Here is a 25,515-nt window from a genome sequence, read left to right on the forward strand (position 1 = left end):
GGGTTGGTCAGTGCGGAATACCGTCGATCACTTCGCGGGCGCCCTGGCGGAGGAGGGTGACGGCGACGGATGTACCGAGCGTGGACGGGTCGAGCCTGCCGGCCCACTCATGGGCGTTGAGCACGGTCTTGCCGTCTGCGGAGAAGACACATGCACGTAGGGACAGCTCGCCGTTGCGCTCAACCCGGGCGAACCCGGCGATCGGCGAGTTGCAGTGCCCCTGCAGGACGTGAAGGAGCATCCGTTCCGCCTGGGTCTCCTGGTAGGCGTCGCGGTCGCCGAGGCCGCTGATCAGGTCGATCAGCTCGGTGTCGCCTTCGCGGCACTGGAGGGCGAGGACGCCGGCACCGATCGGCGGCATCATCACGTCGGTCGACAGGGTTTCCGTGATGACGTCGGCGCGGCCGATCCGTTCGAGACCGGCGACGGCCAGGAGCAGGGCGTCGGCCTCGCCCGCGGCGAGTTTCTCCATCCGCCGGTTGGCGTTGCCGCGCATGGGGACGCACTCCAGATGCGGGTAGGAGGCGGCGAGCTGCGCGATCCGGCGCACGGACGATGTGCCGATCCGGGTCCCGGCGGGGAGTTCGCCGAGGGTGAGCCCGCCGGGGTGGATCAGGGCGTCCCGGATGTCGTCGCGCTTGAGGAAAGCGGCGAACGTGGTGCCGGCCGGGAGGGGCCGGTCGGCCGGGATGTCCTTGACGCAGTGCACTGCGAGGTCGGCGTCTCCGGCGAGAAGGGCGGCGTCCACCTCCTTGGTGAACGCGCCCTTCCCCTCGACCTGGGAGAGGGCTCCCATCCACTTGTCGCCCGTCGTCTTCACCGGGAGCACGCTGGTCCGGGTGCCGGGGTGGAGCGCGGCCAGCTCGGTGCGGACACGTTCCACCTGGGCGAGAGCCATCGGCGAGTCGCGGGAGACGATGCGGATCAGATCACGGGCCATGAGGGCACGATAGACCTTCAGATGCGGGCGGCGACCACCAGTCCCGACGCCCACCGCATCGGCGTGGCGCGCCAGTTGGGCACCTCGGGCAGTTGTTCGAGGAAGCCGTCGACGCGCAGCTGATGGTCCTTCGGCCATGTGGCCTGCGGGAGCATGTCGTCCACGACGTACAGGGCCCCCGGCTTGAGCAGTGCGAGGAGGTCCGGCAGGCGGAGGTACTTCCCGGGCCTGCAATCGACGTAGGCGAAATCGAACCTCCCGGGCGTCTCCTGCTCGGTGAGCCAGGCGTCCGCGTCCGCCGTGACGAACGTGATCCGCGGGTCGTCACCGAGGTGGCGGCGGGCGATCGACTGGACGGCCTGGTCCCTCTCGACGGTGGCCAGGTGGGCGGTTGGGTCCATGCCGGCCGCCAGCCACGCCGCACCGGCTCCGACGCCGGTACCGAGTTCAAGGAACCGGCCGCCGGGCTTGGACGCGGCGAGGGTGGCGAGAAGGCAGCCGGTGCGGTCCTCGCAGGACATGGCGAACTCGGCGCGGGCCGCGTCGGCGAGGATGGCGTCGAGTTGCGGCGGGCGGATACAGGGCTCGTCACGCACGGCAGGCCTCCAGGTGCCGGGCCGCGGTCTCGGCGGCGAAGGTGAGAATCTGGTCCGCACCGGAGCGCTTGAGCATGGCCAGGTACTCCACCGTCCCGGACGTGCCGAGGGCCTGGAGCGCAGCCCACTCGCCGGAGGTGGAGTACGCGACAATCGGGACTCGCTGGTCGTCGCGGAGCCGTACGAGAACGTCGGCGGCCGTCATGACCGGCTGGAGCGTGAGGGAGTCGGCGCCCTCGTCGATCCAGCGGCGGGCCTGGAGGATCGTGTCCCGGTCAGCGCGGCCGGGCTCCAACTGGAAGCCTCGACGGTGCCCGGACTGCGGGTCGGTGTCCATCAGCGTCTTGAACGGGCCGTACAAGCCGGTGTGGATGGCGAGGTTCGGGTTCACGCCGACGTCGCGGTGCCCGGCCTCGTCGAGCGCGGCGCGGACGGCGCGAATCGAGCCGTCGAGCATCGCCGTGGGCGAGACGACGTCGGCGCCGGCGTCGGCGTGCTGCACCGCCATGGCGCCCATGAGCCGGTAGGTGGCGTCGAGGTTGATACCTCCGCCAGGGTCGCGCAGGACGCATTCGCCGTGGTCGGTCCAGGAGCAGCCGCAGACCTCCGTGGTGACGGCCATGTCCGGGACGGCCGCCTTCACGGCGGTGACCGCGGCCACCATGCGGTTGCCGGGGGCGAGCGCGCCGGAGGCGCGGCCGTCGCGGTCGTGGCCGTACGCGAAGACCTTGATGCCATGGATGCCGAGGGCTGCCCAGCGGCCGACGGTCGGCGGTACGGCGGTGAGGGGCGCGGCGCCAGGGAGTGAGCCGGCCTTCGGGGCTTCGTCGGGGAGCACGAGGAGGGGTGCGCTCAGGTCCGCCGTGGCGAGGGTCTGGCGGGTGTAGAGGGCTCGCACTGCACGGCGTGCGCGGGAGGGGTTGATGCCATCGGGGCTCGGCGCTTCGCGCTCAGTGAGGACGGTCATGCGGAGAGTAGATACCGGCATGGTGTCGGCAACCAGGGGCGCGAGGATGTGTGCGGGAGCGCGCATGCAGGAGAACCTGCCGGGTGGATGCTCGCAGCCCTTCAAGGGGGCAGATCGCAGGTTGGACCCCTTCGGTCCGTCAGCGTGGGGTCAAATGGCGTGGACCATGTGGCGGAGTACCGAACCGCACAGCCGTCCTGCTGACCGTCTTCCGCAAGACGAGACTGCGGGAGGACGCCGAGGTCGGACGCGCCAAACTCGCACAGAAGGTCTGCGAGGCCGAGCACGGACCGGCCCACGGGGAGTTCGTCCGCGTCATCGAGAAAGGAGAGGTGGAGCAATGAGCCACAGCCGCTGGAAGGCCCCGCGTGAGCGCAAGCTTGCCGAGGGCTTCACCGAGCCGGAGGACGTGGCCGAGGCCCGTCGCGAGATCCGGCTGTCCATGGCCCTCGCGCAGGCCGTGTACGACCGGCGCGCCGAACTCGGGCTCACCCAGACCGAACTGGCCGCCCGTGCGGGCCTCACCCAGGCGAAGATCTCCCGGATCGAAGGCTCCGACACCGTCCCCACGCTGCCGCTCCTCGCCAAGCTCGCCAAGACCCTGGACGCGACCCTCAACATCGCCCTCGACGATGACGAGACCCAAGTGAGCTTCGCCGGGCACCGCACCGACGCAGCCTGAGCCGGCCGGGCACCTTCCCCTGCGTCATCCGTCGGCCGCGCCCCCCTTCCGGTCGTGCTGTCCTCGGACCTGGAGTGCAGGGGGAGCCAAGGGCGTCGGCCCGCCCGGCGGCCGTGGGGGTGGTCGCCGGACGGGCCGCACCCTGCCGGCGGCGGTGCCGCCGTGGGCCGGGGCCCGCGCCGAGGGCGCGGTGCGGGCCGGGCCCGGTCGGCGCCGCTCGGGAGCAACCGGACCCGGCGGGCAGGCTGTTGTGGTGCCGGGGTGTCGTGCCGTTCAGTCGTCCGCGCCGCCGAAGGCCGCGTCGAAGCTCGCGGACGGCGGGTCGAAGTCGTACGCCTTGAGGTGGCGCAGGGCCTCGGGGGCGCCGGTGAGGCGGTCCATGCCGGCGTCCTCCCATTCGACCGATATCGGGCCGTCGTAGCCGATGGAGCGGAGCATCCGGAAGACGTCCTCCCACGGCACGTCGCCGTGGCCGGCGGAGACGAAGTCCCAGCCGCGGCGGGGATCGCCCCAGGGGAGGTGGGAGCCGAGGCGGCCGTTGCGGCCGTCGAGGCGCTTGCGGGCCTCCTTGCAGTCGACGTGGTAGATCCGGTCGCGGAAGTCCCAGAGGAAGCCGACCGGGTCGAGGTCCTGCCAGACGAAGTGGCTGGGGTCGAAGTTGAGGCCGAAGGCGGGGCGGTGGTCCACGGCCTCCAGGGCGCGGTGGGTGGTCCAGTAGTCGTAGGCGATCTCGCCGGGGTGGACCTCGTGGGCGAAGCGGACGCCCTCCGCGTCGTAGACGTCGAGGACGGGGTTCCAGCGTTCCGCGAAGTCCTCGTAGCCGCGTTCGATCATCTGGGGCGGGGCGGGCGGGAACATCGCCACCAGGTGCCAGATGGCGGAGCCGGTGAAGCCGATGACGGTGCGGACGCCGAAGGCGGCGGCGGCCCGGGCGGTGTCGGCCATCTCGGCGGCGGCGCGCCGCCGTACGCCCTCCGGTTCGCCGTCGCCCCAGATGCGGCCGGGGAGGATGGCCCGGTGGCGCTCGTCGATGATGGCGTCGCAGACGGCCTGGCCGACGAGGTGGTTGGAGATCGCGTGGCAGGTGAGCCCGTACTTCTCCAGCAGAGCGTGGCGGCCGGCGAGGTAGTCCGGCTCGGCCAGCGCCCGGTCGACCTCGAAGTGGTCGCCCCAGCAGGCCAGTTCGAGGCCGTCGTAGCCGAAGTCGCGGGCGTGCCGGCAGACCTCCTCCAGGGGCAGGTCGGCCCACTGGCCGGTGAAGAGGGTGAACGGTCGGGTCATCAGGGGCCTCCTCAGGCGAGGGCGGGGAGGACGGGGGCGGGCTCGACGGGTGTGTAGCGGCTCTCGTGCCGGGCGCTCTCCTCGACGGCCGCGAGGACCCGCTGCACCTGCAGCCCGTCGGCGAACGACGGCCGGGGGCCGGTGCCCGCGGCGATGGCGTGCACCAGGTCGCGGGCCTGGTGGACGAAGGTGTGCTCGTAGCCGAGGCCGTGGCCGGGCGGCCACCACGCCTCCAGATACGGGTGTTCGGGTTCGGTGACGAGGATGCGGCGGAAACCGGAGACCGCGGCCTCCTCCGTGTGGTCGTGGAAGCACAGCTCGTTGAGGCGTTCGAGGTCGAAGGAGAGCGAGCCGAGGGCGCCGTTGAGTTCGATGCGCAGGGCGTTCTTGCGCCCGGCGGCGACCCGGGTGACCTCGAAGGAGGCCAGCGCCCCGGAGGCCAGCCTGCCGGTGAAGAGGGCCGCGTCGTCCACCGTCACCGGGCCGCGCCCCGCGCCGTCCGCCGCCGCGGACAGGCCGTGCGCGGCGCCCGGCAGCGGCCGCTCCTTCACGAAGGTCTCGGTGAGCGCGGAGACCCCGGCCAGGTGTTCGCCCGTCAGGTGCTGCGCGAGGTCGACGATGTGCGCGCCGAGGTCGCCGAGCGCGCCGGAACCCGCGCGCTCCTTGCGCAGCCGCCAGACGAGGGGGAACTCCGGGTCGGTGATCCAGTCCTGGAGGTAGGTGACGCGGACGTGCCGCAGGGTGCCCAGCCGGCCCGACGCGACCAGCCGCCGGGCGAACGCCAGGGCGGGCACCCGGCGGTAGTTGAAGCCGACCATGGCGAGCTGCCCGCGCTCCCGGGCGCGGTCGGCCGCCTCCACCATGGCCTCGGCCTCGGCGACCGTGTTGGCGAGCGGCTTCTCGCACAGCACGTGCTTGCCGGCCTCCAGGGCCGCGATGGCGATCTCCGCGTGGCTGTCGCCCGGGGTGCAGATGTCGACGAGCTGGACGTCGTCGCGGGCGATCAGCGCACGCCAGTCCGTCTCGGCCGCGGCCCAGCCGTGCCGGCGGGCCGCCGCCCGCACGGCGGCCGGGTCGCGCCCGCAGACGGCGGCCATCACCGGCGTCAGCGGGAGGTCGAAGACCCGGCCCGCGGTGCGCCACCCCTGGGAGTGGGCGGCGCCCATGAAGGCGTAGCCGACCATGCCCACCCCGAGGGTGGCCGGCGGGGTGTCCGGGGTGTGGGGGCCGGTGTGCGTGTCCGTGCCGGTGCCGGTCTCGTCCATCGGTGCCTCTCCTCGTCGTCGTCTCGCTGCTGGCGGGGCGCTCTCCCCGGGCGTGCGGGGCGGGGCGTCAGCTGAAGCCGGTCGGCAGGTACTCGTCGACGTTCTCCTTGGTGACGACGGCCGAGTAGAGGGTGAGCGAGGCGGGGATCTCCTGTTCGGCGAGCCCGCCGACGCCCTTGCCCTGGCCGAGGGCGCGGGCGAGGTCGATCGCGGAGGCGGCCATGGTCGGCGGGTAGAGGACGGTGGCCTTGAGGACGGTGTTGTCGGCCTTGATGGCGTCCATGGCGTGCTTCGCACCGGCGCCGCCGACCATCAGGAACTCGTCGCGCCCGGCCTGCTTGATGGCGCGCTCGGCGCCCACGCCCTGGTCGTCGTCGTGGTTCCAGAGCGCGTCGAAGGAGGACTGGGCCTGGAGCAGCTGCGCCATCTTGGCCTGTCCGGACTCGACGGTGAACTCGGCGGCCTGCCGGGCCACCTTCTTGATGTTCGGGTAGTTCTTGAGGGCGTCGTCGAAGCCCTTGGTGCGCTGCCGGGTGAGCTCCAGGTTGTCCAGGCCGGCGAGCTCGACGACCTTGGCGTTGCGCTTGTCCTTGAGCTGCTCGCCGATGTAGCGGCCGGCGTTGAGGCCCATGCCGTAGTTGTCGCCGCCGATCCAGCAGCGGTACGCCTGCTGGGAGTCGAAGATCCGGTCGAGGTTGACGACGGGGATGCCGGCCCGCATCGCCTTCAGCCCGACCTGGGTGAGGGCCTTGCCGTCGGCCGGCAGGATCACCAGCACGTCGACCTTCTTGTTGATCAGGGTCTCGATCTGGCCGATCTGCTGGGCGGTGTCGTTGGAGCCCTCGGTGGTCTCCAGCGTCACGTCCTCGTACGTCTTGGCGCGGGACGTCGCCTGCTCGTTGATGGCGTTGAGCCAGCCGTGGTCGGCCTGCGGGCCGGCGAAGCCGATGGTGACGGCCTTGCCGGGCTTGTCGTCGGTGCCGCCGGCGGGGTCCTGCGCGCCGCCCTTCTCATTGCTCTCGTTGCTGGTGCAGCCGGTGAGGAACGCGCCGGCGGAGACGGCTGCGGTGCCGAAGAGGAGACCTCTGCGGCTGGGGACCGGTGGTGTCATGACGGGGAACCTCCACTGTGAGCGGACGCCGGACGCGGCCGGTGGTGCGCGGATGGGCGGGGCGGTGGGGCGGTGGGGCGGTGGCTCGGCGGTGCGAGGGACGGCCGTGCGGACGGCCGGGGGCGGCTGGCTGCGGCGTGCGCGCGGGTGTGCGCGCCTCCTGGAGCTCCCCGCTACGAGCTCCCGCTGCGCGCCGTGCGGTGCTGGACCAGGACGGCGGCGACGATGATCGCGCCCTTCGCGATCTGCTGGACGTCGCTCTGCAGGTTGTTGAGGGCGAACAGATTGGTGATCGTGGTGAAGACGAGGACGCCGAGCACCGAGCCGGTGATGGTGCCCCGGCCGCCGCTGAGCAGGGTGCCGCCGATGATCGCGGCGGCGATGGCGTCGAGTTCGTAGAGATTGCCGTTGGTGTTCTGGCCGGATCCGGTGAGGACGATCAGCAGGAACGCGGCGATGCCGCAGCACAGCCCGGAGAGCAGATAGAGCATCAGCCGCTGGCGCCGCACGTCGATGCCGGCCAGGCGGGCGGCCTCCGCGTTGCCGCCGACGGCCACGGTGCGGCGGCCGAAGGTGGTGCGGTTGAGCACCAGCCAGCCGACGACGGTGACGGCGGCGAACACCAGCACGAGCGGCGGTATGCCCAGTACATAGGCGTCGGGCAGGCCGAGTTCGAGCACCGGGTCGACGGTGACGACCTGCGTCCTGCCGTCGCTGATCTGGAGCGCCAGCCCGCGGGCGGAGGCGAGCATCGCCAGGGTGGCGATGAACGGCACCATGCCGCCGTAGGCGATGAGCGCCCCGTTGACCAGGCCGCAGCCCAGGCCCACCAGGACCGCGCAGAGCAGCATGCCGCCCAGCCCGTACTCCTGGGTGGCGAGGGTCGTCGCCCATACCGAGGCGAGCGCGACGATCGCCCCGACGGACAGGTCGATGCCGCCGCCGATGATGACGAGGGTGACGCCGACGGTCACGACCCCGATCACCGACGCCTGGGTGAGGACGAGCTGGAGGTTGTCCCCGGAGAGGAACTGTTCGGGCCGGGTGATCGCGCCGACGACCACCAGCGCCGCCAGCACCCCCAGCAGGGAGAGGTTGCGCAGATCGGCGAAGGCGGCCGGCACGGCCCGGCGCCCGGGCCCCCCGCGCGCTCCGGGCGGCGGGGACGGCTCCTTGCCGGGCGGCGGCCCCTGCGTTCCCGGGCCGGGAGCCGCCGGGGAGGCGGTGGACGGCGCCGGGGACGGCGGGGGCACGGCGGGCCCGGGGGTGGCACCCGTGGTCATCGCGACGGGCTCCCTTCCATGACGAGGTCGAGGACACGGTGCTCGTCCAGCTCCCGGGCGGGCGCCGTGTGGACGACGCGGCCCTCCCGGAGGACGAGCACCCGGTCGGCGAGGCCCAGCACTTCGGGCACCTCGCTGGAGACCAGGAGGACGGCCACGCCGTCGTCGGCGAGCCGCCGGATCAGGGCGTACAGCTCGGCCCGCGCGCCGACGTCCACGCCCCGCGTCGGCTCGTCCAGCAGCAGCACCTTGCAGCCGCGCAGCAGCCAGCGGGCGAGGACCACCTTCTGCTGGTTGCCGCCGGAGAGGGTGCGGACGGGGACGGACGGGTCGTCGGGGCGCAGCGACAGCTCGCGGGTGGAGCGGTGCGCGGCGGCCCGCTCACGGGCCCGGTCGAGCCAGCCGCCGCGCGAGAAGCGGGCGAGGGAGGAGACCGAGACGTTGCGGACGACGGACTCCAGCATCAGCAGCCCCTGCGCCTTGCGCTCCTCCGGGGCCAGGCCGATCCCGGCCCGTACGGCGGCGCTGACGCTGCCCGGCGGGAGCGGGCGGCCGTCGACCAGCACCCGGCCCGCGCCGGGCCGCCGCGCGCCGAAGACCGTCTCCAGGATCTCGGAGCGCCCGGAGCCCACGAGTCCGGCCAGGCCGACGATCTCGCCGGGGCGCAGCTCCAGGTCCACCGGCTCGAACTCGCCCCTCCGTGCGAGCCCTTCGACCTTCAGGACGGGCGCCGGGACGGCCGGCCCGGCGGGCTCCGCCGGCGCGGGCCGCTCCGGGAACACGTACTCGACGTCGCGTCCGGTCATCAGCGCCACGACCTCCCGGGTGGGGGTGGTGCGCGCCGGCAGGCCGCGGGCGGCGGCGCGGCCGTCCTTGAGGACGGTGACCCGGTCGCCGATGCGGCGGATCTCCTCCAGCCGGTGGGAGATGTAGACGACGGCGACCCCGGCGGCGGTGAGATCGCCGACGATGCGGAAGAGGTTGTCCACCTCGTCCGGGTCGAGGACGGCCGAGGGCTCGTCCATCACGATCAGCCGCACGTCGTGCGAGAGGGCGCGGGCCATGGAGACGATCTGCCGGCCGGCCGCGGACAGATCGCGCACCAGGGTGTCCGGGCCGATCTCGGGGTGGCCGAGCCGGCCCAGCAGGGCGGCGGTGGCCGAGCGGGCGGCGCGGGAGCGGACGAAGCCGGCAGTGGCCGGCTCATGGCCGAGATGGACGTTCTCGGTGACCGACAGGCCGTCGACCAGGTCGAGTTCCTGGTAGATCGTGGCGATGCCGAGGTTCATGGCGGCCGTGGGCGAGGTGAGGTGGACGTGTCCGCCGCGCCAGCGGATCTCCCCCGCGTCGGGGCGGTGGGCGCCGGAGAGCACCTTGATGAGGGTGGACTTCCCGGCCCCGTTCTGGCCGAGGAGGCAGTGCACCTCGCCCGGCAGGACGTCGAGATCGACCCCGTCGAGGGCCCGTACGCCGGGGAAGGACTTGGTGATGCCGGTCATGGTGAGCAGCGGGCCGCCGTCCGGCGCGGGCCGGCCGGCCGCCGGTGCCGCGGACGGTGTCGCGGACGGAGTCGCGGAGGGTGTCGCGGACGGGCCGGGTGACGGCGAGGGGTCCGGTGACGGGTCCGGTGACGGCGGCGGGTGATCGGGCACGGGTGCCATGGCGGGGCCTCCTCGGCGGGTGCGCCGGCGGGCGGGCAGGGCGCGGCTGCGGTACGGGCGTGCGGAGTTCGCGGCGGAGCCGCGGTGCGGGCGGCTGCGGTGCGGTGGTGCGGCTCGTTCGGCGGTACGGCTCGGTGGTACGGCGGCGCGGTTCGGCGGTACGGGGTGCGGCGGTACGGGTGCGGCGTTACCGAGGTGCGGCGGTACTGGGGCGTGTCCCGGGCCGGTCACCCGGCCCGGGTCGGCGGAGGTCAGGCGGGTGAGAACAAGTGGTCGCTGATCAGGCGGGCCGCGCCGATCACACCGGCGACGGCACCGAGTTCGCCCAGGACGATCGGGAGGTTCCCGGTCGCCAGGGGCAGGGACTGGCGGTAGACCTGGGTGCGGATGGCGGCGAGCAGGGTGTGGCCGAGGCCGGTCACCCCGCCGCCGATGACCACCAGGCCCGGGTTGAAGAAGCTGACGAGCCCGGCGATGACCTGGCCGGTGCGCTCGCCGCCCTCGCGGATCAGGTCGAGCGCGGCCCCGTCACCCGCGGCCGCCGCGGCGGCGACGTCGGCGCCGGTGAGCCGGCCCGCCGTCTCCAGCCGGGCGGCGAGCTCGGCGGAACTGCCGTCGCGGGCGACGGCCTCGGCGTCCCGTGCGAGCGCGGAGCCGCTGAAGTACGCCTCCAGACAGCCCCGGTTGCCGCACGCGCAGGGACGGCCGTCGGGTTCGACCCGGATGTGGCCGATGTCGCCCGCGCTGCCGGTCGTCCCCCGGTGGACCTCTCCCCCGGCGACGATGCCGCAGCCGATGCCGGTGCCGATCTTGACGCAGAGGAAGTCCTGGACGGAGTTGGCGACCCCGGCGTGCTGCTCCCCCATGGCCATCAGGTTCACGTCGTTGTCGACCATGACGGGGCAGCCGAGCTCCTGGCTCAGCACCTCGCGGACGGGGAAGCCGTCCCAGCCCGGCATGATCGGCGGTGCTACGGGGACGCCCTCGGGGAAGCGGACCGGTCCGGGGACGCCGACGCCCGCGCCGTCGAAGCCGTCCGGCGCGACGCCGGTGGCCCGCAGCTTGCCGGTCATGGCGAGGACCTGTTCGAAGACGGCCACCGGTCCGTCGCGCACGTCCAGCGGCTGGTTGAGGTGGCCGAGAATTTCCAGCTCGGCGTTGGTGACGGCCACATCGACCGAGGTGGCGCCGATGTCCACCCCGAGGAAGCGGAGCGCGGGCGCGAGCCGGATGTTGTGCGAGCGGCGCCCGCCGCGCGAGGCGGCCAGCCCGTCGGCGACGATCAGCCCGGTCTCCAGCAGCCGGTCGACCTCGACGGCGAGCTTGGACCGGGACAGGTCCACCCGGTCGCCGAGCTGGGCGCGGGAGTGGGGGCCGTCGTCGCGCAGCAGCCGGAGCAGCCGCGCCTGGTGCGCGTTCGCGGGTCGTGCTGTCATGCGCCTCACGCCACCCCAACCTCCCCTCGCCCACGGCATGGGAAGACACTGGAAGACACTGTCTTCGCCGGTCATCGGCCTCGCCCGGCGGTCCGTCTCCGGCTCGCCGGGCTTTAACGGGGAAGTTAGCAGCGGTCGTTGGGACTGGGAAGAAGTTTGGCAGGAATCATCGGTAACTTTCTCCTGACCGTGGACAAAGGATCGGCCGGAGACATGGACGAAGCGGACAGCGGACAGTCGCTCCGGGCCGCCCGGCCGACCCCGCCCGGGCCCACCGGTAACGACATCCGTGAGCCGGACACCGCAGCGCCCTCCGCCCCGGGACATGACTGTCACGAAGCTGCAGCCCTCGTGCAGCAAGCTGACACCCATCCATCTGTTCGAGCCCCCGAACGGCTGGGATCGTCTCTTCCACCGCAGAGATCAGCAGGGCACAGCTCGTCCCAGGGGGAAGCCATGTACAGGAATTGCCGTGAGAGAACGACGCCCGCCCGCCGGCGGGGGACCACCGCCGTGATCGGGCTGGCCCTGGTGCTCTCGCTCCCGGCCGGAGTGGCCGCCGCCGCTTCCCCCCAGAGTTCCCCCCGGAATTCCGTACCGGCCGTCCAGAGCGGCCCGGCGGCCCCGGACGCCGGCGCCCCCGGCCTCGGCGGGCTGCCGTCCGCCGTGGCCGGCACCGTCTGCGCCCAGTGGGACCGGCTCGCCGCCGCGGTGCCCGTCCCGGTGGAACCACCGCAGGTGTGCAAGCTGGTCAACGGCTGGGACTAGGCCGCCCGGTGCGGTTTCAGCTGCTCGGGCCGCTGAGTGTCACCGACGGGGCCGACGCCGTCGTCCTCCCTCCCTCGAAGCCGACGATTCTCCTGGCCGTGCTGCTGCTGCACGCCAACTCCGTGGTGTCCGCCGAGCACCTCCAGCGGGCCGTCTGGAGTGAGGCGCAGCCCGCCACCGCGAAGGCCGCGCTGCAGACCTGTGTGCTGCGGCTGCGGCGGCTGCTGCCCCGGCACGGGGTCACCGAGACGCCCATCGAGGCGGTCCCCGGCGGCTACCGGATCACCGCCGGGCCGAGGACCCTCGATCTGCTCGGTTTCCGGGACGCCGTGCGCCATGCCGCCGCCTCCGCGCACGCCCCGGAAGCCGAGCTCTCCACCCTGAAGGAGGGGTTGTCGCTGTGGCAGGGCCCGCTGCTGGCCAACGTGCGGTCCGACACGCTGCACCGGGACGAGGTGCCGCGGCTGGCGGAGGAACGGCTGCGCGCCGTGGAGCGGGTCTGCGACCTCGAACTGGCCCTCGGGCGGTGCGGGGAGGCGCTGGCCGAGCTGTGGGCGGTGACCCGCGCGCACCCCGGTCACGAGCGGTTCCACGAGCAGCTGATGGAGGCCCTGTACCGCACGGGACGGCAGGCGGAGGCGCTGGCCGAGTACCGGCGCGTCAAGGAGTACCTGCGGGAGGAGCTGGGCGTGGACCCGTCCCCGACGCTCCGCTGGCTGGAGCTGGCCATCCTGCGCGGTGAGGAGCTGGCCCCGGCGGCGGACGGGGCCGGCCGGGGGCACCCGCGGTCCGGGCCGGTGGTCCGCGTCGACCGGGAGCCCGCGGGAGGCGGAACCCCGGGGAGAACCACGGGTCTTGGCACCTCCGCGCCGGCGGCCGCCCTGGCCGCCGCGCCTCCCCCGCCGGCCGCGCTCACCGCGCGGCCCGCTGACCGGCGGCCGGCCCCGGCCGCCGCGGCCTCGGAGCCGCCCGGCACCCCCGCCGTGCCGTCCTTCACGGGCCGGGCGGCCGAGGTCGGAACCATGGTGGAGAGCCTGACCCGTTACGCGGAGCACGGCGGCGAACCCCCGCTGATCCTGCTGTGCGGCGCCCCCGGCATCGGCAAGTCGGCGCTGGCCCGGCACGTCGCGCAGCTCGTACGGGCCGCCTTCCCGGGCGGGCCGCTGCTGGTGCCGATGACGGACCCGGACGGCGCGCCGCGCGAACCGGCCGATGCCGCCGCCGCGTTGACGGCCGGGCTCCGGGAGTGCGGGGACCGCGAGCGGACCCTGCTGATCCTCGACGACGTGGCGGACGCCGCCCAGGTGCGCCCGCTGCTTCCGGCCGGGGCGGGCGGTGCGGCCGTCGTCACCAGCCGGATGGGACTCGCCGGCCTCGTGGCGACGCACGGCGGGCGGGTGCACCGGCTCTCCGTCTTCGGCGAGGACGAGTCGTACCGGCTGCTGTGCGCGGTGCTGGGCGCCGAGCGGGTGGCGGCCGAGCCGGAGGCGGCCCGCCGGCTGGCGGACGTCTGCGGTCACCACCCGCTCGCTCTGCGGATCATGACGGCCCGTCTGCTGACCCGCCCCGGGCTGCGGCTGGCCGACGCCGCAGGCTGGCTGGCCGGCGACCCGATCGGCCGGCTCTCCCTGGCCGATTCCCCCGGCATGTCCGTTCCGGAGGTGTTCGGCGGCGCCCTCGGACGGCTCGACCCCCGGCTCGCCGAGGCCTTCCTGCGGCTCGGGTCGCTGCCCGGGGGGACCTTCCGGGCCGGGGACGGCGCCCCGGCGCTCGGCATGACCGGCGCCGAGGCGGAGGCCGTCCTGGAACGGCTGGCCGACGCCGGGCTCCTGGAGGAGGGGCCGCCCGGCCCCTACCGGATGCATCCGCTGCTCCATCGCTTCGCGCGCGAAGCCGCGACCCGAACCCGCCCCACAGAGAAGGTGTGACCGATGACAGCAGACGTGACCGGCACCGCGCCCGCCACCCCGGCCGGCGCCTTCGAGGCACTCGCCGGCACCCGGCCGCGGGTGCGGCGGGACGTACTCTTCACCGAGACCCCGGGCGGGGTGCTCTTCCACAACGCCGACGGCGGCTTCCACCTCACCGGCCGCGCCGCCTACCGCTTCGCCGCGCTGATGGTGCCGCACCTGGCCGGGCGCAACCGGCTCGGCGAGATCTGCGAGGGCTTCGGACCGGCCCAGCGCGCCATGGCCGCCGAGCTGGTCAAGACGCTGTACGAGCGCGGCTTCGCCCGCGACGTACCGGACGCCGACACGGACGGCCCGGAGCCCGGCGACGTCTCCCGCCGGTTCGCCGCCCAGATCGCCTACGTCGACCACTACACCGACGGCGCGCCCCGCCGCTTCGCCCGCTTCCGCGACACCCGCGTCGCCGTGCTGGGCGAGGACGAGACGGCCCGCTGGTGCGCGCTGAGCCTGGTCCGCAACGGCTGCGGCCACATCGCGACCACCACCGCCTTTCCCGAGGTGGCCGCGGAGGCGGCCGAGTCCGCGGCCGACGGCTGCCCGGTGCGGGCCGACCGCCTGGACCCCGGCGAGACCGCGGGCTGGGCCGCGCTCGACGGCTACGACGTCGTGGTCGTCACCGGCCCCGGGGCCGAGGCCCGCACCCACCGGCTGCTGTGCGAGGGCGTGCCCGAGGGCCGCACCCTGATCCCCGCCTGGACCTTCGGCGGCCGCGCCGTCACCGGTCCGCTGTCCACCGCCACGTCCACCGGCTGCCTGCACTGCGCCCTGCTGCGGCTCGGCGGCACCACGGACGCCGCCGCCGCGGCGGAGATCTGGAGCGGCCTGGCCGGCGGTTCCGCCGCACCGGCACCCGGCGCCGGCGGACCGCTCGCCGGCCCCGTCGCCGCCATGTCCGGCAATCTGCTGGGCTACGAGATCTTCCGGCTGCGCACCGGGGCGCTGCCCGCCGAGACCGCCGGCCAGGTGCTGATCCAGGACCTGGAGTCGCTGGACGTCATGGCCGAGCCCGTGCACCCGCATCCGCGCTGCCGCCGCTGCGCCGCGCCGGCCGGGGCGGCGTCCGGCGCGGCGGAAACGCCCGAGGTACCGGAGCGGCTGGTGCTCCCCGTCACCCCGACCGTGGAGACCGCCCGGGAGGCGGAGGACCTGGTCGAGGAGCTCAACCGGATCAGCGACGCGCTCGTCCGCCCGTACACCGGGGTCTTCCGCCGGTACGACGACGAGGAGCTGACCCAGACCCCGCTGAAGATCAGCCGGGTGGAGGTCGCGCTCGGCCACGGCGTGCGGCGCGAGATCGCCGCGTTCGACGTGCACCATCTCGCGGGTGCGCGCCTGCGGGCCCTGTACGCGGCGGCCGAGGCCTACGTCGAACACGTGGTCCCCGCCGTGCCCGCCCCGGCCGCCTCCGCCGGAGCCGGCTCCGGGACCGCGCCGCTGCCGGCCCTGGCCCCCGACGCGCTGACGACGGGAGGCGGCACCGGCCGGGCTGCGGCCGAGGTCACCGCGTGGGTGACCGCCGTGTCGCTGCTCACCCGGGAGCCGGTCCGGGTGCCGGCGGCGGCGGTGCGGCCCTTCGGCCCGTACAACCGGGACCGGCTGCACCAGGCGAGCGGCGCGGGAGCCGGGGCGGGCGGCGGGCCCGGGGAGGCCGCCGGGCGCGGACTGCTGTCGGCGCTGGCGCACGACGCGCTGCTGCGGGCGGTGCGCGGCACGACGGAGGTGACCCCGCTCGGGGACGCCGTGGGCGATCCGGAGCTGGTCTTCCTGCGGAAGTCGGCGGGCAACCTGGATCTGCCGGTGGAACTGCTCGACCTCGGGGAGGACGCCCGCTCCTCGGCACGGGTGGTGCTGGCGCGGGAGCCGGGGGGCCGCTGGGCGGCCGCCGCCGGCCTGTCGCGCTCCGCGGCGGCCTGCGCGGCGCTGCGGGACCTGCTGGGACAGGCCCAGCTCGCCGCCGAGGAGCCGGAGAGGACCGTCGACCAGGGCGACCCGCTGCTCGCCGACCTGGCCCCCGCGGCCATCGCGGTGACGGGCGGCGGCGCGGCGGACGGCGGGACCGGGACGGTGGCACCGGACACGGAGGCCACGACGTTCGAGACGGTGCTGGACCGGCTCCGCGCGGCCGGACGGGACGTCCTGTACCTCGACACCACCCCGGCCGACCTGTCCGCGGGCGGCATCCGCACCGCCCGGGTCCTGCTCACCACCGGCGCGGCCGGCGGCTCCGGCGCGGACTCCGCGACCGGCACCGGCACGCAAACCGGCACCGGAACCGGCTCCTCCACCGCTGCCCGTTCCGGCTCGGACGGCGGCGCGGATGGCCACTGAGACCCCCACCGGGAGCACCGGCCGGACCACCACCGTGACTGGGACCGCCGCGGCCGGGAGCACCGGCCGGACAACCCCCGCTCCCGCAACCCCCGTACCGGCCGGGCCGGTTGCCGCCCCGGGGGGCGCGGGCGGAGCCTCCCCCGCCGCCGTCCCCGGGGCCGAGGCGCCGGTCCCGGGGGCGCGGCCCCCGGGTACCTCCCCCGGCGCGGCGGCCACCGGACCCGGAGCGCCCTGGGAGCGGGCCTGCCGTGAGCTGGCCGTACTGCTGCACCGCGGCCTCGCCGCGCACGGGACCCCGGCCCCGCTGGACGTCGCCGCGCTGGGCGTCACCGACGCCTTCACCGCACCGGAGCCCCGGCCGTCCGGCCCGGCGTCAACTCCCGGGCCGGCCATACCCGGTGGGGCGAACGCCCCCGCCGGTTCCGTCCCCGTACGGTTCTACGGGCACCTGGCCGTCGTCGGCCCCCTCCCCCCGGGGGCCGGCGACTCCCCGCACGCGCCCGGGCCGGCGGGCCCCTGCGCCCGCTGCCTCGACCGCCGGTGGCAGGCCGTGCGCTCCGTCGCCCTGCGCGAGGCGCTGGAGCTGGGCTCCGGTACCCGGGCGGCCGGGGCGTGGCCGTATCTCACCCCGTTCACGGCGGACGCGCTGGCCGCGCTGACGGCCGCCCGGCTCGGCGGGGCGGGGCCGCGCGGCGGCGCGTTCCCGGCCGTCCATCTGGTCGATCTGCGCACCCTGTCGGTCCGGCACTACCCGCTGGTGCCGGACCCGGAGTGCCCGCGCTGCGGCCGCGCCGAGGAGGACACGCCGGAGGCGGCCGTGCTCACCCTCCGCCCCGCGCCCAAGCACCGGCCCGGTTCCTTCCGCGTCCGCGACATCCGCGACTACGAGCTGCCGGCCGAGCCGTACGCCAACCCGGTGTGCGGTTCGCTGGGCCCGTCCGTGGTGCACGACATCGCGTCCCCCTCCACCTCCGCGACCATCGGCTGCTTCTCCATGCGCTCCGGGGAGTACCTCCGCGAGACGTTCTGGGGCGGCCACGCCGACAGCTACGCGCAGAGCGTGCGGATCGGCGTCCTGGAGGGCTTGGAGCGGTACGCGGGGATGCGGTCGCGCGCCAAGCCGGCGCAGCTGAGGGACTCCCTGGACGGGCTGCGGGCGCGCGGCGTCCGCGCGCTGGACCCGCGCACCTGCGGCCTGTACTCCGAGGAATTCCACCGCGCGAATCCGCGGGTCACGCCCTTCTCCCCCGGCCGGGAGATCCCCTGGGTGTGGGGGTACTCGCTGCGCGAGGGCGAGCCCGTTCTCGTCCCCGAGGTGCTGACGTACTACCACGCTCCGGGCCTGGAGAACCGGTTCGTCCAGGAGAGCTCCAACGGCTGCGCGTCCGGCGGCTGTCTGGAGGAGGCGGTCTACTGCGGGCTGATGGAGGTCGTCGAGCGCGACGCCTTCCTGCTCACCTGGTACGGGCGGGCCGCCCTCCCGGAGATCGACCCGCGCACCAGCGCCCGCGCCGCCACCCGGCAGATGGTGGATCGGCTGGAGATGTACGGCTACGAGGCCCGCTTCTTCGACACCCGGATCAGCTTCCCCGTTCCCGTGGTGACCGGGGTCGCCGTGCGGCCCGACGGCGGCATCGGGCGGATGTGCTTCGGCGCGGGCGCCGGTCTCGACCCGGAGGCGGCGCTGGCCGGCGCCCTCTGCGAGATCGCCACCGACGCCGTCAACCTCCGGGGGCGCACCGAGCGCGACTGGGAGCGGCTGAGCGCCATGGCGCGCGACTTCGCGAAGGTCGAGGCGCTGCACGACCATCCGCTGGCCTACGGCGTGCCGGAGATGGGCGACCACGCCCGCTTCCTCCTCGGCGAACCGGGCGCGCCCCGCCCGCCGATGCGCTCGCTGACGGACCTTCAGCGGGAGGTGCCGCCGGTCTCCGGTGATCTCCTGGACGATCTGCGGACCTGCGTGGACACGGTGACGGGCGCGGGCTTCGACGTGATCGTGGTCGACCAGACCATGCCCGAGCAGCGGGGTCTGGGGCTGACGACGGTCTCCGTCCTCGTGCCCGGGCTGCTGCCGATCGACTTCGGCTGGACCCGGCAGCGGGCCCTGGGGATGCCGCGGCTGCGCACCGCCCTGCGGGAGGCGGGGCTGCGCGAGCGCGATCTCGTACCGGACGACTTCAACCCGGCGCCGCATCCGTTCCCCTGACCGTCACCGCCGACCGCGACCGACCGAGACCGACCACGACCGACACCACGACGCAGCAGGGCGCACCACGACCGGCAGACGACCGGCCACGCCCGCGCCAGGCCCGGCGGGCCGGCCGGGCCCGACAGCTTAAGAGGCAGCAGGAAAGGCAGGGCACACCGTGGGATACGCCCAGGAGTACGCCACCGCGATCATGCACCGCGGGCGGGTCCCGATGGATCCCGCCGATTTCGTCCCCGACTGGGCCGACGGCCCGCGCAAGGCGAAGTTCTACCCGGGTGCGGACAGCCTGCCGCTGCCCGCTTCCGGCTATCCGGCGGCGGCCTGCCTGGACCGGGGCCTCGCCGCTCTCGGCGGGGTGCTGCCGACGCCCGGGGAGCGGGACGGCGCGGACAGCGGGACCGAGGGGGCGGGCGCCGGGCGGCCGTTCGACCTCGCCGCCCTGTCGGGCATGCTGCGCGACTCCTACGGGCTGACCGGCCGCCGCCTCGGCGTCCAGGCCAACACGGACCTCGGCGCGCTGCCGTACTACCCGCTCGCCAACTGGTCGCGCGGCTCGGCCTCCGGCGGCGGCCTCTACCCGGTCAGCGTCTACTGGGTCTCCGGACGGAGCGGCCCGGTGCCGCCCGGGGTGCACTACTACTCGACCCGCCACCACGCCATGCAGCGGCTGCTCACGGGCGACGTCTCGGGCGAGGTGCGGGCCGCGCTGGGCAGCGGCGCGCCCGGACCGGCCACCGACCAGTACCTCGTCCTCGGCGTCAAGTACTGGCAGAACGCCTTCAAGTACAACAGCTTCTCCTTCCACGCCGTGTCCATGGACCTCGGCGCCGCCGTGCAGACCTGGCGGCTGTGGGCCGGGGCGCGCGGACTCGCCGTCGAGCCCGCGTTCTGGTTCGACGAGGAGCGGCTGGCCCGGCTGCTCGGGGTGCGCACCGAGGAGGAGGGCGTCTTCGCCGTCGTCCCGCTGCGGTGGGAGGGCACCGCGCCCGGTCCGGGGGCCGGCCGGGCCCCGGCCCCGGCCGCCCCGGTCTCCGTGCGCCACCGGGACGCCGAGCGGTCCCGCACCGTGCTCACCTTCGACGCCCTGCTGAAGATGCAGGCCGCCACGGCCGAACACGCCGCCGACCGGCCCGCTCCGGGTGCGCTGGCCCCGGCCGCCGCCCCGCCCCCGGACCCGGACCGGCCGGTCGGCCCGCTGCCCGCGCCGCGGCCGCTCGCCGCCGACGTGCGCTCGGCGCTCCGGGCGCGGCGCAGCAGCTTCGGCCGCTTCGACGCGCAGCGGCCGGTGGCGGCGGACCAGTTCGCCGCCTGTCTGGCCGCCGCCTCCGCCGGCTCCGTGCTCGGCGGGGACACCGGCACCGGGGAGACCCCGCTCACCAAGCTCTACGCCTTCGTCAACCATGTGGACGGCCTGGAGCCCGGGGCGTACGAGTACGACCCGGCCGGGCGGGCGCTGCGGCTGGTCAAGCCCGGCCGGCCCGGGGAGTTCCTGCAGAAGAACTACTTCCTGGCGAACTACAACCTGGAGCAGTCCGGTGCGGTCCTGGTGCCCGCGGTCCGCACCGCGGCCGTGCTCGACGCGGTCGGCGACCGCGGCTACCGCGTGGTCAACGCCGCCGTCGGGGCGGTCGCGCAGACGCTCTACACCGCCTGCGCCGCACTCGGCCTCGGCTGCGGTGTGGCGCTGGGCTTCGACAACATCTCGTACATCGAGGAACTCGGCCTGGCGGAGACGGGCGAGTCACCGCTGCTGATCATGATGATCGGTCATGAACGGCCCGCCCCGGCCGACTTCCGGTACGAGATCGCCTGAGGGCGGCCATGGACACCGGACGAGAGACCACCGCCCCGCCGAACCCCGCCGCGGCAGCCGGCGAGCCCGCCGAACCCGGCCGCGCGGACGGCCCGTTCGTCCTGCGCATCGCGGGACTGCCCGTGGAGACCCTGCGGGAGCTGCGCTGCCCCGGCAGCCGCCGCTGGGCGGACAGCGTGCTGCGCGAGACGGACCGGCTGCGCGCCGAGGGCGAGGCCGTCGGCGACCGGCTGCACGACCTCGTCGGCGGCCACCCGGCCGCGGAGAGCGACACCGTGCGCCGAGGGCTGCTGAAGCTGCGCCGCGAGGTCTACAACAACCGGCTGCCCCGGGACGGCGACGCCGCCCTCGCCCTGGTCGCCGGGGTGGACGGGGCCGCCGGGGAGGCGCTCGCCGGCTGGCTGCGCGACCGGCGCCGGCTGGAGGAGCAGCGCACCGGGGGCGCGGCCCTGCTCGCCGGGGAGACCGCGCGGAGCCGGGCCGCGCTGCGCCGGCTGGCGGAGGAGGAGCGGCTGCGCAAGGGCCTGCTGCTGGCCTCCCCCGCCCTGGACGCGCAGCTCGACGGCCGGCTGCGGGCGGCGGACGGCGGTACCGCCGGCGACTCCCCCGGCGGTCCCCCCGGCAAGAAACAGCGGAAGATCGAACGTTCGCTGCTGTCGTACCTCTACCGGACGGTCTGCAAGACCAGTCCGTTCTCGACCTTCACCGGGGTCGCCCTCGGCGAACTGGCCGAGGGGGACGGGCGGCACGGCGGGGACAGCGCGCTCACCGTGCGCGCCGGCGCCCCCTGGACGGGCCACGCCCGGCTCAACGTCGCCGCCCTCGGGCGGCTCGCCGAGACCGTGCTCGCCGACCCGGCCCGCCGCGCCGATCTGCCCGTCTCCCCCGCCTCCGGCTGGGGCCGGGAGGCGGACCGGGTTCGCTATGTGCGCCGCTGGGTGACCGAGGGCGACGAGGACACGGCCGTGACCTTCGACGCCGTGAAGGACCGGCTGTTCTTCCTGCGCCGCACCGGCACCCTGGAGCGGCTGCTCGGCCTCTTCGAGGAGCGCGGCACCGTCCGCTACGGCGAGCTGTCGGCGTGGCTGGCCGCCGACCGGGGCGCCTCGGCGGAGGAGTGCGACCGGTATCTGGAGGCGCTGCTGCGGATCGGCATGGTGCAGGTGCCGTGTCTGCGCACGGAGGTGCACGACACCGACCCGCTGCGGGCGTTCCAGCGGTCCCTGCGGGGCCTGGACCGGCCGTGGGCGGCGCGGCTCGCCGACCGGCTCGGCGGGCCCGTCTCCCTCGTCGACCGCTTCGCCGCCGCGGAACCCGCCGCGCGCCGCACCCTCCTCACCGAGCTGCGCCGCGAACTGATCGCCGTGCAGGAGGAGTTGGGGTCCGAGCGGGCCAAGGTGCCGCAGACGGTGCTCTACGAGGACGCGGCGGCGGGCCGGAGCACCACCCTGGACGCGGCCGCCTGGACGGAGCTGGCCGCCGGGCCGCTGGGCGCCGTGGAGAGGATCCTGCCCGCGTTCGACCTCACCCTGCCGCAGCGGATCACCTTCAAGGGCTTCTTCCTCGCCCGCTTCGGGCAGGGCGGCCGCTGCGACGACCTGCTGAAGCTCGTCCACGACTTCCACGAGGACTTCTTCGACCAGTACATGACCTTCACCGCCGGCCACACCTCCTACGACGCGGACGGCCGCTACGTACCGGAGGTCAACTGGCTGGGGCTGCCCCAGCTGAAGGCCCTGGACACGGCCCGGCAGACCTTCACCGAGCGGATGCGGGGCCTGTGGGAGGCGCGGGACGGTGCCGGGGGCCGGGACGGAGCGGCGGCGGCCGGGGGCGAGATCGTCCTCGACGAGGCCCTCATCGACGAGATCGCCGCCGAACTGGCGCCGGTGGCACCGGACTTCGCACCGATGAGCCACCACGTCCAGATCGCCGACCGCCCGGCGGACGCCGGCGGCCCCCTCCTCGTCCTGAACCGCTCCTACGGCGGGCTGTCCTTCCCGTTCAGCCGCTTCACCCACTGCTTCGACGGACTGGAGCAGCGGCTGCTGCGCGCCGCCGGCGAAGTCTGCCCGGAGGGCGCGGTGTTCGCGGAGGTCACCGGCGGCCCGGTGACCAGCAACCTCAATCTGCACGGGCGGCTCACCGAGTACGAGATCGTCTGCCCCGGCGAGACCGGCACCCTGCCGGAGGAGTTCCGGCTCGGCCTGGACGACCTGTCCGTCGAGCACGACGAGAGCGCCGACCGGCTCGTGCTGCGCTCGGCGCGGCTGGGCCGCGAGGTGATCCCGGTCTACCTCGGCTATCTGGTGCCGCTGGCGCTGCCGGAACTCCCGCGCACCCTGCTGCTGCTGTCGCCGACCTCCATGGCCCCGCTCAACGTCTGGGGCGGCGTACCGGAGAGCGAGCCGGTGGACGGCGTGACCGCGCGGCCCCGGGTACGGCACGGCGGCCTCGTGCTCAGCCGGCGCAGCTGGAGCGCCCCCGCCTCCGCCCTGCCGGAGCGCCCGCCGGGGCAGTCCGAGGCGGACCGCTTCCTGGAGTGGCACCGCTTCCGCCGCGCGCACGGGCTGCCGGACCGGGTGTTCGCCACCGTGTCCGACAGCGGGGCGCGCGGTGCGACCGGTGCGAAGCCGCAGTACCTGGACTTCGACAGCCCGCTGTCGCTGGCGGCGTTCGAGGCGCTGGTGAAGTCCCCCGGGGCACGGGTGGTGTTCCGGGAGGCGCTGCCCGACGAGGACGAACTGCACACCGTCTCCGGGCGGGGCCGCCATGTCGCCGAGCTGGCCGTGGAGACGGCCGTCGCGCCCGCCCGAACCCGACCGAGGAGCAGCACCCGATGACGGCCACCGAGACCACCCCGCCCTCCACGGCATCCACGGCCTCCACGGCCGGCAACGCCGGGACCGGCGCCTGGCAGGCGACGCACATCTTCTACGCCGCCAACCCGCGCCCCCTGCTGCTCCAGTGCGTCCGCCCGCTGGTGGACGAGCTGGCGGCGGACGGGCTGCTGGCGAACTGGTTCTTCATCAACTACTGGCTGGAGGGCCCGCACGTCCGCCTCCGCGTCAAGCCGTCCTCACCGGAGGCGGCGGAGGAGGTGCGGCGCCGCACCGGGGCGGCCATCGACGCCTTCCTCGCCGAGCGGCCCGCGCTCTACGAGGTGGACTCCGGTTTCCTCAACGACTTCTACAACACCCTCTTCGAGATCGAGTTCCCCGGCGGGGAGCGCGCCCCGTATCTCGACGGCGACGGCCGGATGCGGCTGCGGCCCAACAACTCCCGGCACGCGGAGCCCTACGAGCCGGAGTACGGCAAGTACGGCGGGCCGGCCGGGATCGAGCTGGCCGAGTGGCACTTCCGGCACTCCAGCGAGCTGGTCGCCGACGCCTTCCGCACCAAGAACCTCCATCTGCGGACCGTGCTGCTCGGCACCTCGGCGCAGCTGATGATGGTGATGTCCGGCTGTTTCCTCCCCGGCGACCGGGAGCTGGCCGGCTACCTGGACAGCTACTACGAGTTCTGGCACCGGGCCTTCCCCGGCACCGGCTTCATCGGCACCGAGGAGTACGACCGCAACTACGCGGCGACGGCACCCGCCCTGGCCGCGCAGTTCGCGCGCATCCGCGCCGCCGTCGCCGGGGACGGGACGGCGGGCACGGGGTCCGCGGACTCCGCGGCGGGCACGGGCGCCCCGCGGCTGCCCGCCTTCCTCGCCGGCTGGGCCGAGCACTGCGCCGAACTGCGCGACCGTGCGGTGCGTCTGGCGACGGACGGCGAGCTGGTGTTCCGGTCCTGGGACGGCGAGCGGGACGAACAGGTGACCGACCCGGCGGTGGCGCTGCCACTGCTGCTCTCCCCGTATATGCACATGACCAACAACCGTCTGCACGTGACCATCCGGGACGAGGCGTACCTCTCGCACGTCCTGGGCCGCTGCCTGCGCGAGTCCCGTCCCGGAACGGCGGAGGCCGGGTCATGACCGCCCCGGCGGCCGTCCCCCGGCGCTACCGGCCCGAGCTGCGGGCCGGGGTGCTGGTCGGCGGCGCCCTGCTGCACGGCCCGGCGACCGTCCATCTGATCAAGAACACCGAGAGCGGCCTGTCCTTCAAGGTCGGGGAGAAGGAGCACTTCCTGATCTCCCGGATGGACGGCTCGCGCAGCCTGGAGGAGCTGGGCGCGGAGTACGCGGCCCGCTACGGGCGCCGGCTGGCCGACGCCAACTGGCAGCAGCTGCTGGGCATGCTGGGCACCCGGGGGCTGCTGGCCGGGGCGCCCGCCGGTTCCGGCGGCGGCCCGGAGGCCGGCCCGGACACGCCCGCGGCAGCCGGCCCGCCGGCGCGCCCGGAGCGGAAGCTGCTGAGCGGCAGCATCCGGCTCGTCGCCGACGCGGACGCCACCACCGGCCGCCTGCACCGCGCCGTCGGCTTTCTGCTGCGGCCGCTGTGGACGGTGCCGCTGCTGTGCCTGGTCGTCGCCATGGAGGCCGTTCTCGCCACCCGCCCGGGCGAACTGGTGCTCGGCACGAAGGCGTTGTTCCTCAACCCCGTGCTGCTGACGGCCGCGGGCACCCTGCTGTGGCTGAGCACCGCCCTGCACGAGCTGGCCCACGGCGTGGTCGCGCGCCACTACGGCGGCCGGGTCTCCGAGATCGGGCTGCGCTGGCGGCTCCCCGTGGTGATCATGTACTGCACGGTGGACGACTACCTCCACCTGGGCGACCGGGCGGCCCGGATCGCCACCGCCGCGGCCGGCGCGGTGATGAACCTGCTGTTCCTGCTGCCCTTCTGGGCGGTGTGGATGCTGGCCCCGGTGGACGACGCCACCGGGGACGCGCTCGCGGGGCTGCTGTTCCTGGGCAGCGTCCAGGCGCTGGCCATGCTGATCCCCCTCCCGCCCCTCGACGGCTACAAGATCGCGAGCCAGCTGCTGGGCGCCACCGGGCTGGCCGTCTCCAGCAAGGAGTACCTGCGGCTCGCCGTGCGCCGGGACCCGGCCGCGGCGGCCTATCCGCACCGGGCCAGAACCGCCTATCTTCTCTACGGCCTGGGCGCGCCGCTCGTCCTCGCGGCGCTCGCCGCGGCCCTCGCCGTCCTCGTCCACTTCCTGCTGACGGCACCGTGAGCGCCCGGTGAGCCGCAGCCGCCCCACGACCCCCGCGCCGTCCGCCGCGTACTCCGCGGCGTCCGCGCCGGCACC

At 74.8% G+C, this 25,515-nt stretch carries 19 protein-coding genes; 10 read left to right on the forward strand and 9 right to left on the reverse strand.

The window, feature by feature from the left end; all coding sequences use genetic code 11:
- Window positions 1–7: 7 nt before the first annotated feature.
- Genes hemC through SXIN_RS05270 form a run of 3 tightly spaced genes read right to left on the reverse strand, consistent with a single transcriptional unit; the run spans window position 8 to window position 2,503 of the window.
- Window positions 8–940, reverse strand: a complete 933-nt coding sequence (hemC, locus tag SXIN_RS05260) for a hydroxymethylbilane synthase (RefSeq protein ID WP_019710900.1) — start codon at window positions 938–940, stop codon at window positions 8–10.
- Between the two features lie 17 nt (window positions 941–957).
- On the reverse strand, window positions 958–1,536 hold the full coding sequence (locus tag SXIN_RS05265) for an O-methyltransferase (protein ID WP_019710901.1): 579 nt from the start codon (window positions 1,534–1,536) through the stop codon (window positions 958–960).
- Window positions 1,529–2,503 (reverse strand): hypothetical protein, encoded by a 975-nt coding sequence (locus SXIN_RS05270; protein ID WP_157916255.1) that lies wholly within the window; start codon window positions 2,501–2,503, stop codon window positions 1,529–1,531. Before SXIN_RS05270 ends, SXIN_RS05265 begins: the two co-directional genes overlap by 8 nt.
- An 83-nt stretch (window positions 2,504–2,586) precedes the next feature.
- Here SXIN_RS05270 and SXIN_RS33010 point away from each other — a divergent pair, with 83 nt between their 5' ends.
- Both SXIN_RS33010 and SXIN_RS05280 read left to right on the forward strand, forming a co-directional pair.
- Window positions 2,587–2,847, forward strand: coding sequence for a hypothetical protein (locus tag SXIN_RS33010; protein WP_420341039.1), 261 nt, complete (start codon window positions 2,587–2,589; stop codon window positions 2,845–2,847).
- Window positions 2,844–3,185 carry a helix-turn-helix domain-containing protein gene (locus SXIN_RS05280; RefSeq protein ID WP_019710903.1) on the forward strand — a complete coding sequence of 114 codons (342 nt, stop codon included), beginning with the start codon at window positions 2,844–2,846 and terminating at the stop codon, window positions 3,183–3,185. Before SXIN_RS33010 ends, SXIN_RS05280 begins: the two co-directional genes overlap by 4 nt.
- Before the next feature lie 273 nt (window positions 3,186–3,458).
- On the opposite strand, the gene SXIN_RS05285 is transcribed toward SXIN_RS05280, so the two are convergent.
- The 6 genes from SXIN_RS05285 to SXIN_RS05310 all read right to left on the reverse strand — a co-directional run bounded on the left by SXIN_RS05285 (window position 3,459) and on the right by SXIN_RS05310 (window position 11,222).
- Window positions 3,459–4,466, reverse strand: coding sequence for a sugar phosphate isomerase/epimerase family protein (locus SXIN_RS05285; protein WP_019710904.1), 1,008 nt, complete (start codon window positions 4,464–4,466; stop codon window positions 3,459–3,461).
- A gap of 11 nt (window positions 4,467–4,477) precedes the next feature.
- A complete protein-coding gene (locus SXIN_RS05290) occupies window positions 4,478–5,731 on the reverse strand; it encodes a Gfo/Idh/MocA family protein (RefSeq protein WP_095756647.1) in 1,254 nt (417 codons plus the stop codon).
- 67 nt (window positions 5,732–5,798) lie between these two features.
- Window positions 5,799–6,842 carry a substrate-binding domain-containing protein gene (locus SXIN_RS05295; RefSeq protein ID WP_019710906.1) on the reverse strand — a complete coding sequence of 348 codons (1,044 nt, stop codon included), beginning with the start codon at window positions 6,840–6,842 and terminating at the stop codon, window positions 5,799–5,801.
- Window positions 6,843–7,015: 173 nt separating this feature from the next.
- Window positions 7,016–8,125: an ABC transporter permease gene (locus tag SXIN_RS05300; protein ID WP_095756648.1), complete on the reverse strand. Its 1,110-nt coding sequence runs from the start codon at window positions 8,123–8,125 to the stop codon at window positions 7,016–7,018.
- On the reverse strand, window positions 8,122–9,624 hold the full coding sequence (locus tag SXIN_RS05305; protein ID WP_095756649.1) for a sugar ABC transporter ATP-binding protein: 1,503 nt from the start codon (window positions 9,622–9,624) through the stop codon (window positions 8,122–8,124). Before SXIN_RS05305 ends, SXIN_RS05300 begins: the two co-directional genes overlap by 4 nt.
- A gap of 413 nt (window positions 9,625–10,037) precedes the next feature.
- Entirely contained in the window at window positions 10,038–11,222 is a 1,185-nt protein-coding gene (locus SXIN_RS05310) for an ROK family transcriptional regulator (RefSeq protein ID WP_095756650.1), read from the reverse strand.
- A gap of 513 nt (window positions 11,223–11,735) precedes the next feature.
- On the opposite strand from SXIN_RS05310, the gene SXIN_RS05315 reads away from it, so the two are divergent.
- The 8 genes from SXIN_RS05315 to SXIN_RS05350 all read left to right on the forward strand — a co-directional run bounded on the left by SXIN_RS05315 (window position 11,736) and on the right by SXIN_RS05350 (window position 25,440).
- Window positions 11,736–11,990 carry a hypothetical protein gene (locus SXIN_RS05315; protein WP_095756651.1) on the forward strand — a complete coding sequence of 85 codons (255 nt, stop codon included), beginning with the start codon at window positions 11,736–11,738 and terminating at the stop codon, window positions 11,988–11,990.
- A gap of 8 nt (window positions 11,991–11,998) precedes the next feature.
- Window positions 11,999–13,918: an AfsR/SARP family transcriptional regulator gene (locus SXIN_RS05320; protein WP_095756652.1), complete on the forward strand. Its 1,920-nt coding sequence runs from the start codon at window positions 11,999–12,001 to the stop codon at window positions 13,916–13,918.
- A 3-nt stretch (window positions 13,919–13,921) separates the two neighbouring features.
- The gene (locus SXIN_RS05325) at window positions 13,922–16,288 is read left to right on the forward strand and encodes a TOMM precursor leader peptide-binding protein (protein ID WP_095756653.1); all 2,367 of its coding nucleotides are present in this window, start codon (window positions 13,922–13,924) and stop codon (window positions 16,286–16,288) included.
- Window positions 16,278–18,500, forward strand: coding sequence for a TOMM precursor leader peptide-binding protein (locus SXIN_RS05330; RefSeq protein ID WP_238153680.1), 2,223 nt, complete (start codon window positions 16,278–16,280; stop codon window positions 18,498–18,500). Before SXIN_RS05325 ends, SXIN_RS05330 begins: the two co-directional genes overlap by 11 nt.
- A 160-nt stretch (window positions 18,501–18,660) precedes the next feature.
- On the forward strand, window positions 18,661–20,316 hold the full coding sequence (locus SXIN_RS05335; protein ID WP_095756654.1) for a SagB family peptide dehydrogenase: 1,656 nt from the start codon (window positions 18,661–18,663) through the stop codon (window positions 20,314–20,316).
- Window positions 20,317–20,324: 8 nt separating this feature from the next.
- Window positions 20,325–23,159, forward strand: a complete 2,835-nt coding sequence (locus SXIN_RS05340; protein ID WP_095756655.1) for a lantibiotic dehydratase — start codon at window positions 20,325–20,327, stop codon at window positions 23,157–23,159.
- Window positions 23,156–24,298, forward strand: a complete 1,143-nt coding sequence (locus tag SXIN_RS05345; protein WP_095756656.1) for a lantibiotic dehydratase C-terminal domain-containing protein — start codon at window positions 23,156–23,158, stop codon at window positions 24,296–24,298. The genes SXIN_RS05340 and SXIN_RS05345 overlap by 4 nt, the downstream gene beginning before the upstream one ends.
- Window positions 24,295–25,440, forward strand: a complete 1,146-nt coding sequence (locus SXIN_RS05350) for a site-2 protease family protein (protein WP_095756657.1) — start codon at window positions 24,295–24,297, stop codon at window positions 25,438–25,440. The genes SXIN_RS05345 and SXIN_RS05350 overlap by 4 nt, the downstream gene beginning before the upstream one ends.
- Window positions 25,441–25,515: the final 75 nt, after the last annotated feature.

This window comes from Streptomyces xinghaiensis S187 (assembly GCF_000220705.2).
GTDB lineage: Bacteria > Actinomycetota > Actinomycetes > Streptomycetales > Streptomycetaceae > Streptomyces > Streptomyces xinghaiensis.

Coding starts and splice junctions, on each gene's coding strand:
- SXIN_RS05290 (WP_095756647.1), bottom strand. CDS start 5,731: ATGGACGAGACCGGCACCGGCACGGACACGCACACCGGCCCCCACACC.
- SXIN_RS05325 (WP_095756653.1), top strand. CDS start 13,922: ATGACAGCAGACGTGACCGGCACCGCGCCCGCCACCCCGGCCGGCGCC.
- SXIN_RS05305 (WP_095756649.1), bottom strand. CDS start 9,624: ATGACCGGCATCACCAAGTCCTTCCCCGGCGTACGGGCCCTCGACGGG.
- SXIN_RS05295 (WP_019710906.1), bottom strand. CDS start 6,842: ATGACACCACCGGTCCCCAGCCGCAGAGGTCTCCTCTTCGGCACCGCA.
- SXIN_RS05300 (WP_095756648.1), bottom strand. CDS start 8,125: ATGACCACGGGTGCCACCCCCGGGCCCGCCGTGCCCCCGCCGTCCCCG.
- SXIN_RS05340 (WP_095756655.1), top strand. CDS start 20,325: ATGGACACCGGACGAGAGACCACCGCCCCGCCGAACCCCGCCGCGGCA.
- SXIN_RS05280 (WP_019710903.1), top strand. CDS start 2,844: ATGAGCCACAGCCGCTGGAAGGCCCCGCGTGAGCGCAAGCTTGCCGAG.
- SXIN_RS05350 (WP_095756657.1), top strand. CDS start 24,295: ATGACCGCCCCGGCGGCCGTCCCCCGGCGCTACCGGCCCGAGCTGCGG.
- SXIN_RS05270 (WP_157916255.1), bottom strand. CDS start 2,503: ATGACCGTCCTCACTGAGCGCGAAGCGCCGAGCCCCGATGGCATCAAC.
- SXIN_RS05285 (WP_019710904.1), bottom strand. CDS start 4,466: ATGACCCGACCGTTCACCCTCTTCACCGGCCAGTGGGCCGACCTGCCC.
- SXIN_RS05310 (WP_095756650.1), bottom strand. CDS start 11,222: ATGACAGCACGACCCGCGAACGCGCACCAGGCGCGGCTGCTCCGGCTG.
- SXIN_RS05345 (WP_095756656.1), top strand. CDS start 23,156: ATGACGGCCACCGAGACCACCCCGCCCTCCACGGCATCCACGGCCTCC.
- SXIN_RS05330 (WP_238153680.1), top strand. CDS start 16,278: ATGGCCACTGAGACCCCCACCGGGAGCACCGGCCGGACCACCACCGTG.
- hemC (WP_019710900.1), bottom strand. CDS start 940: ATGGCCCGTGATCTGATCCGCATCGTCTCCCGCGACTCGCCGATGGCT.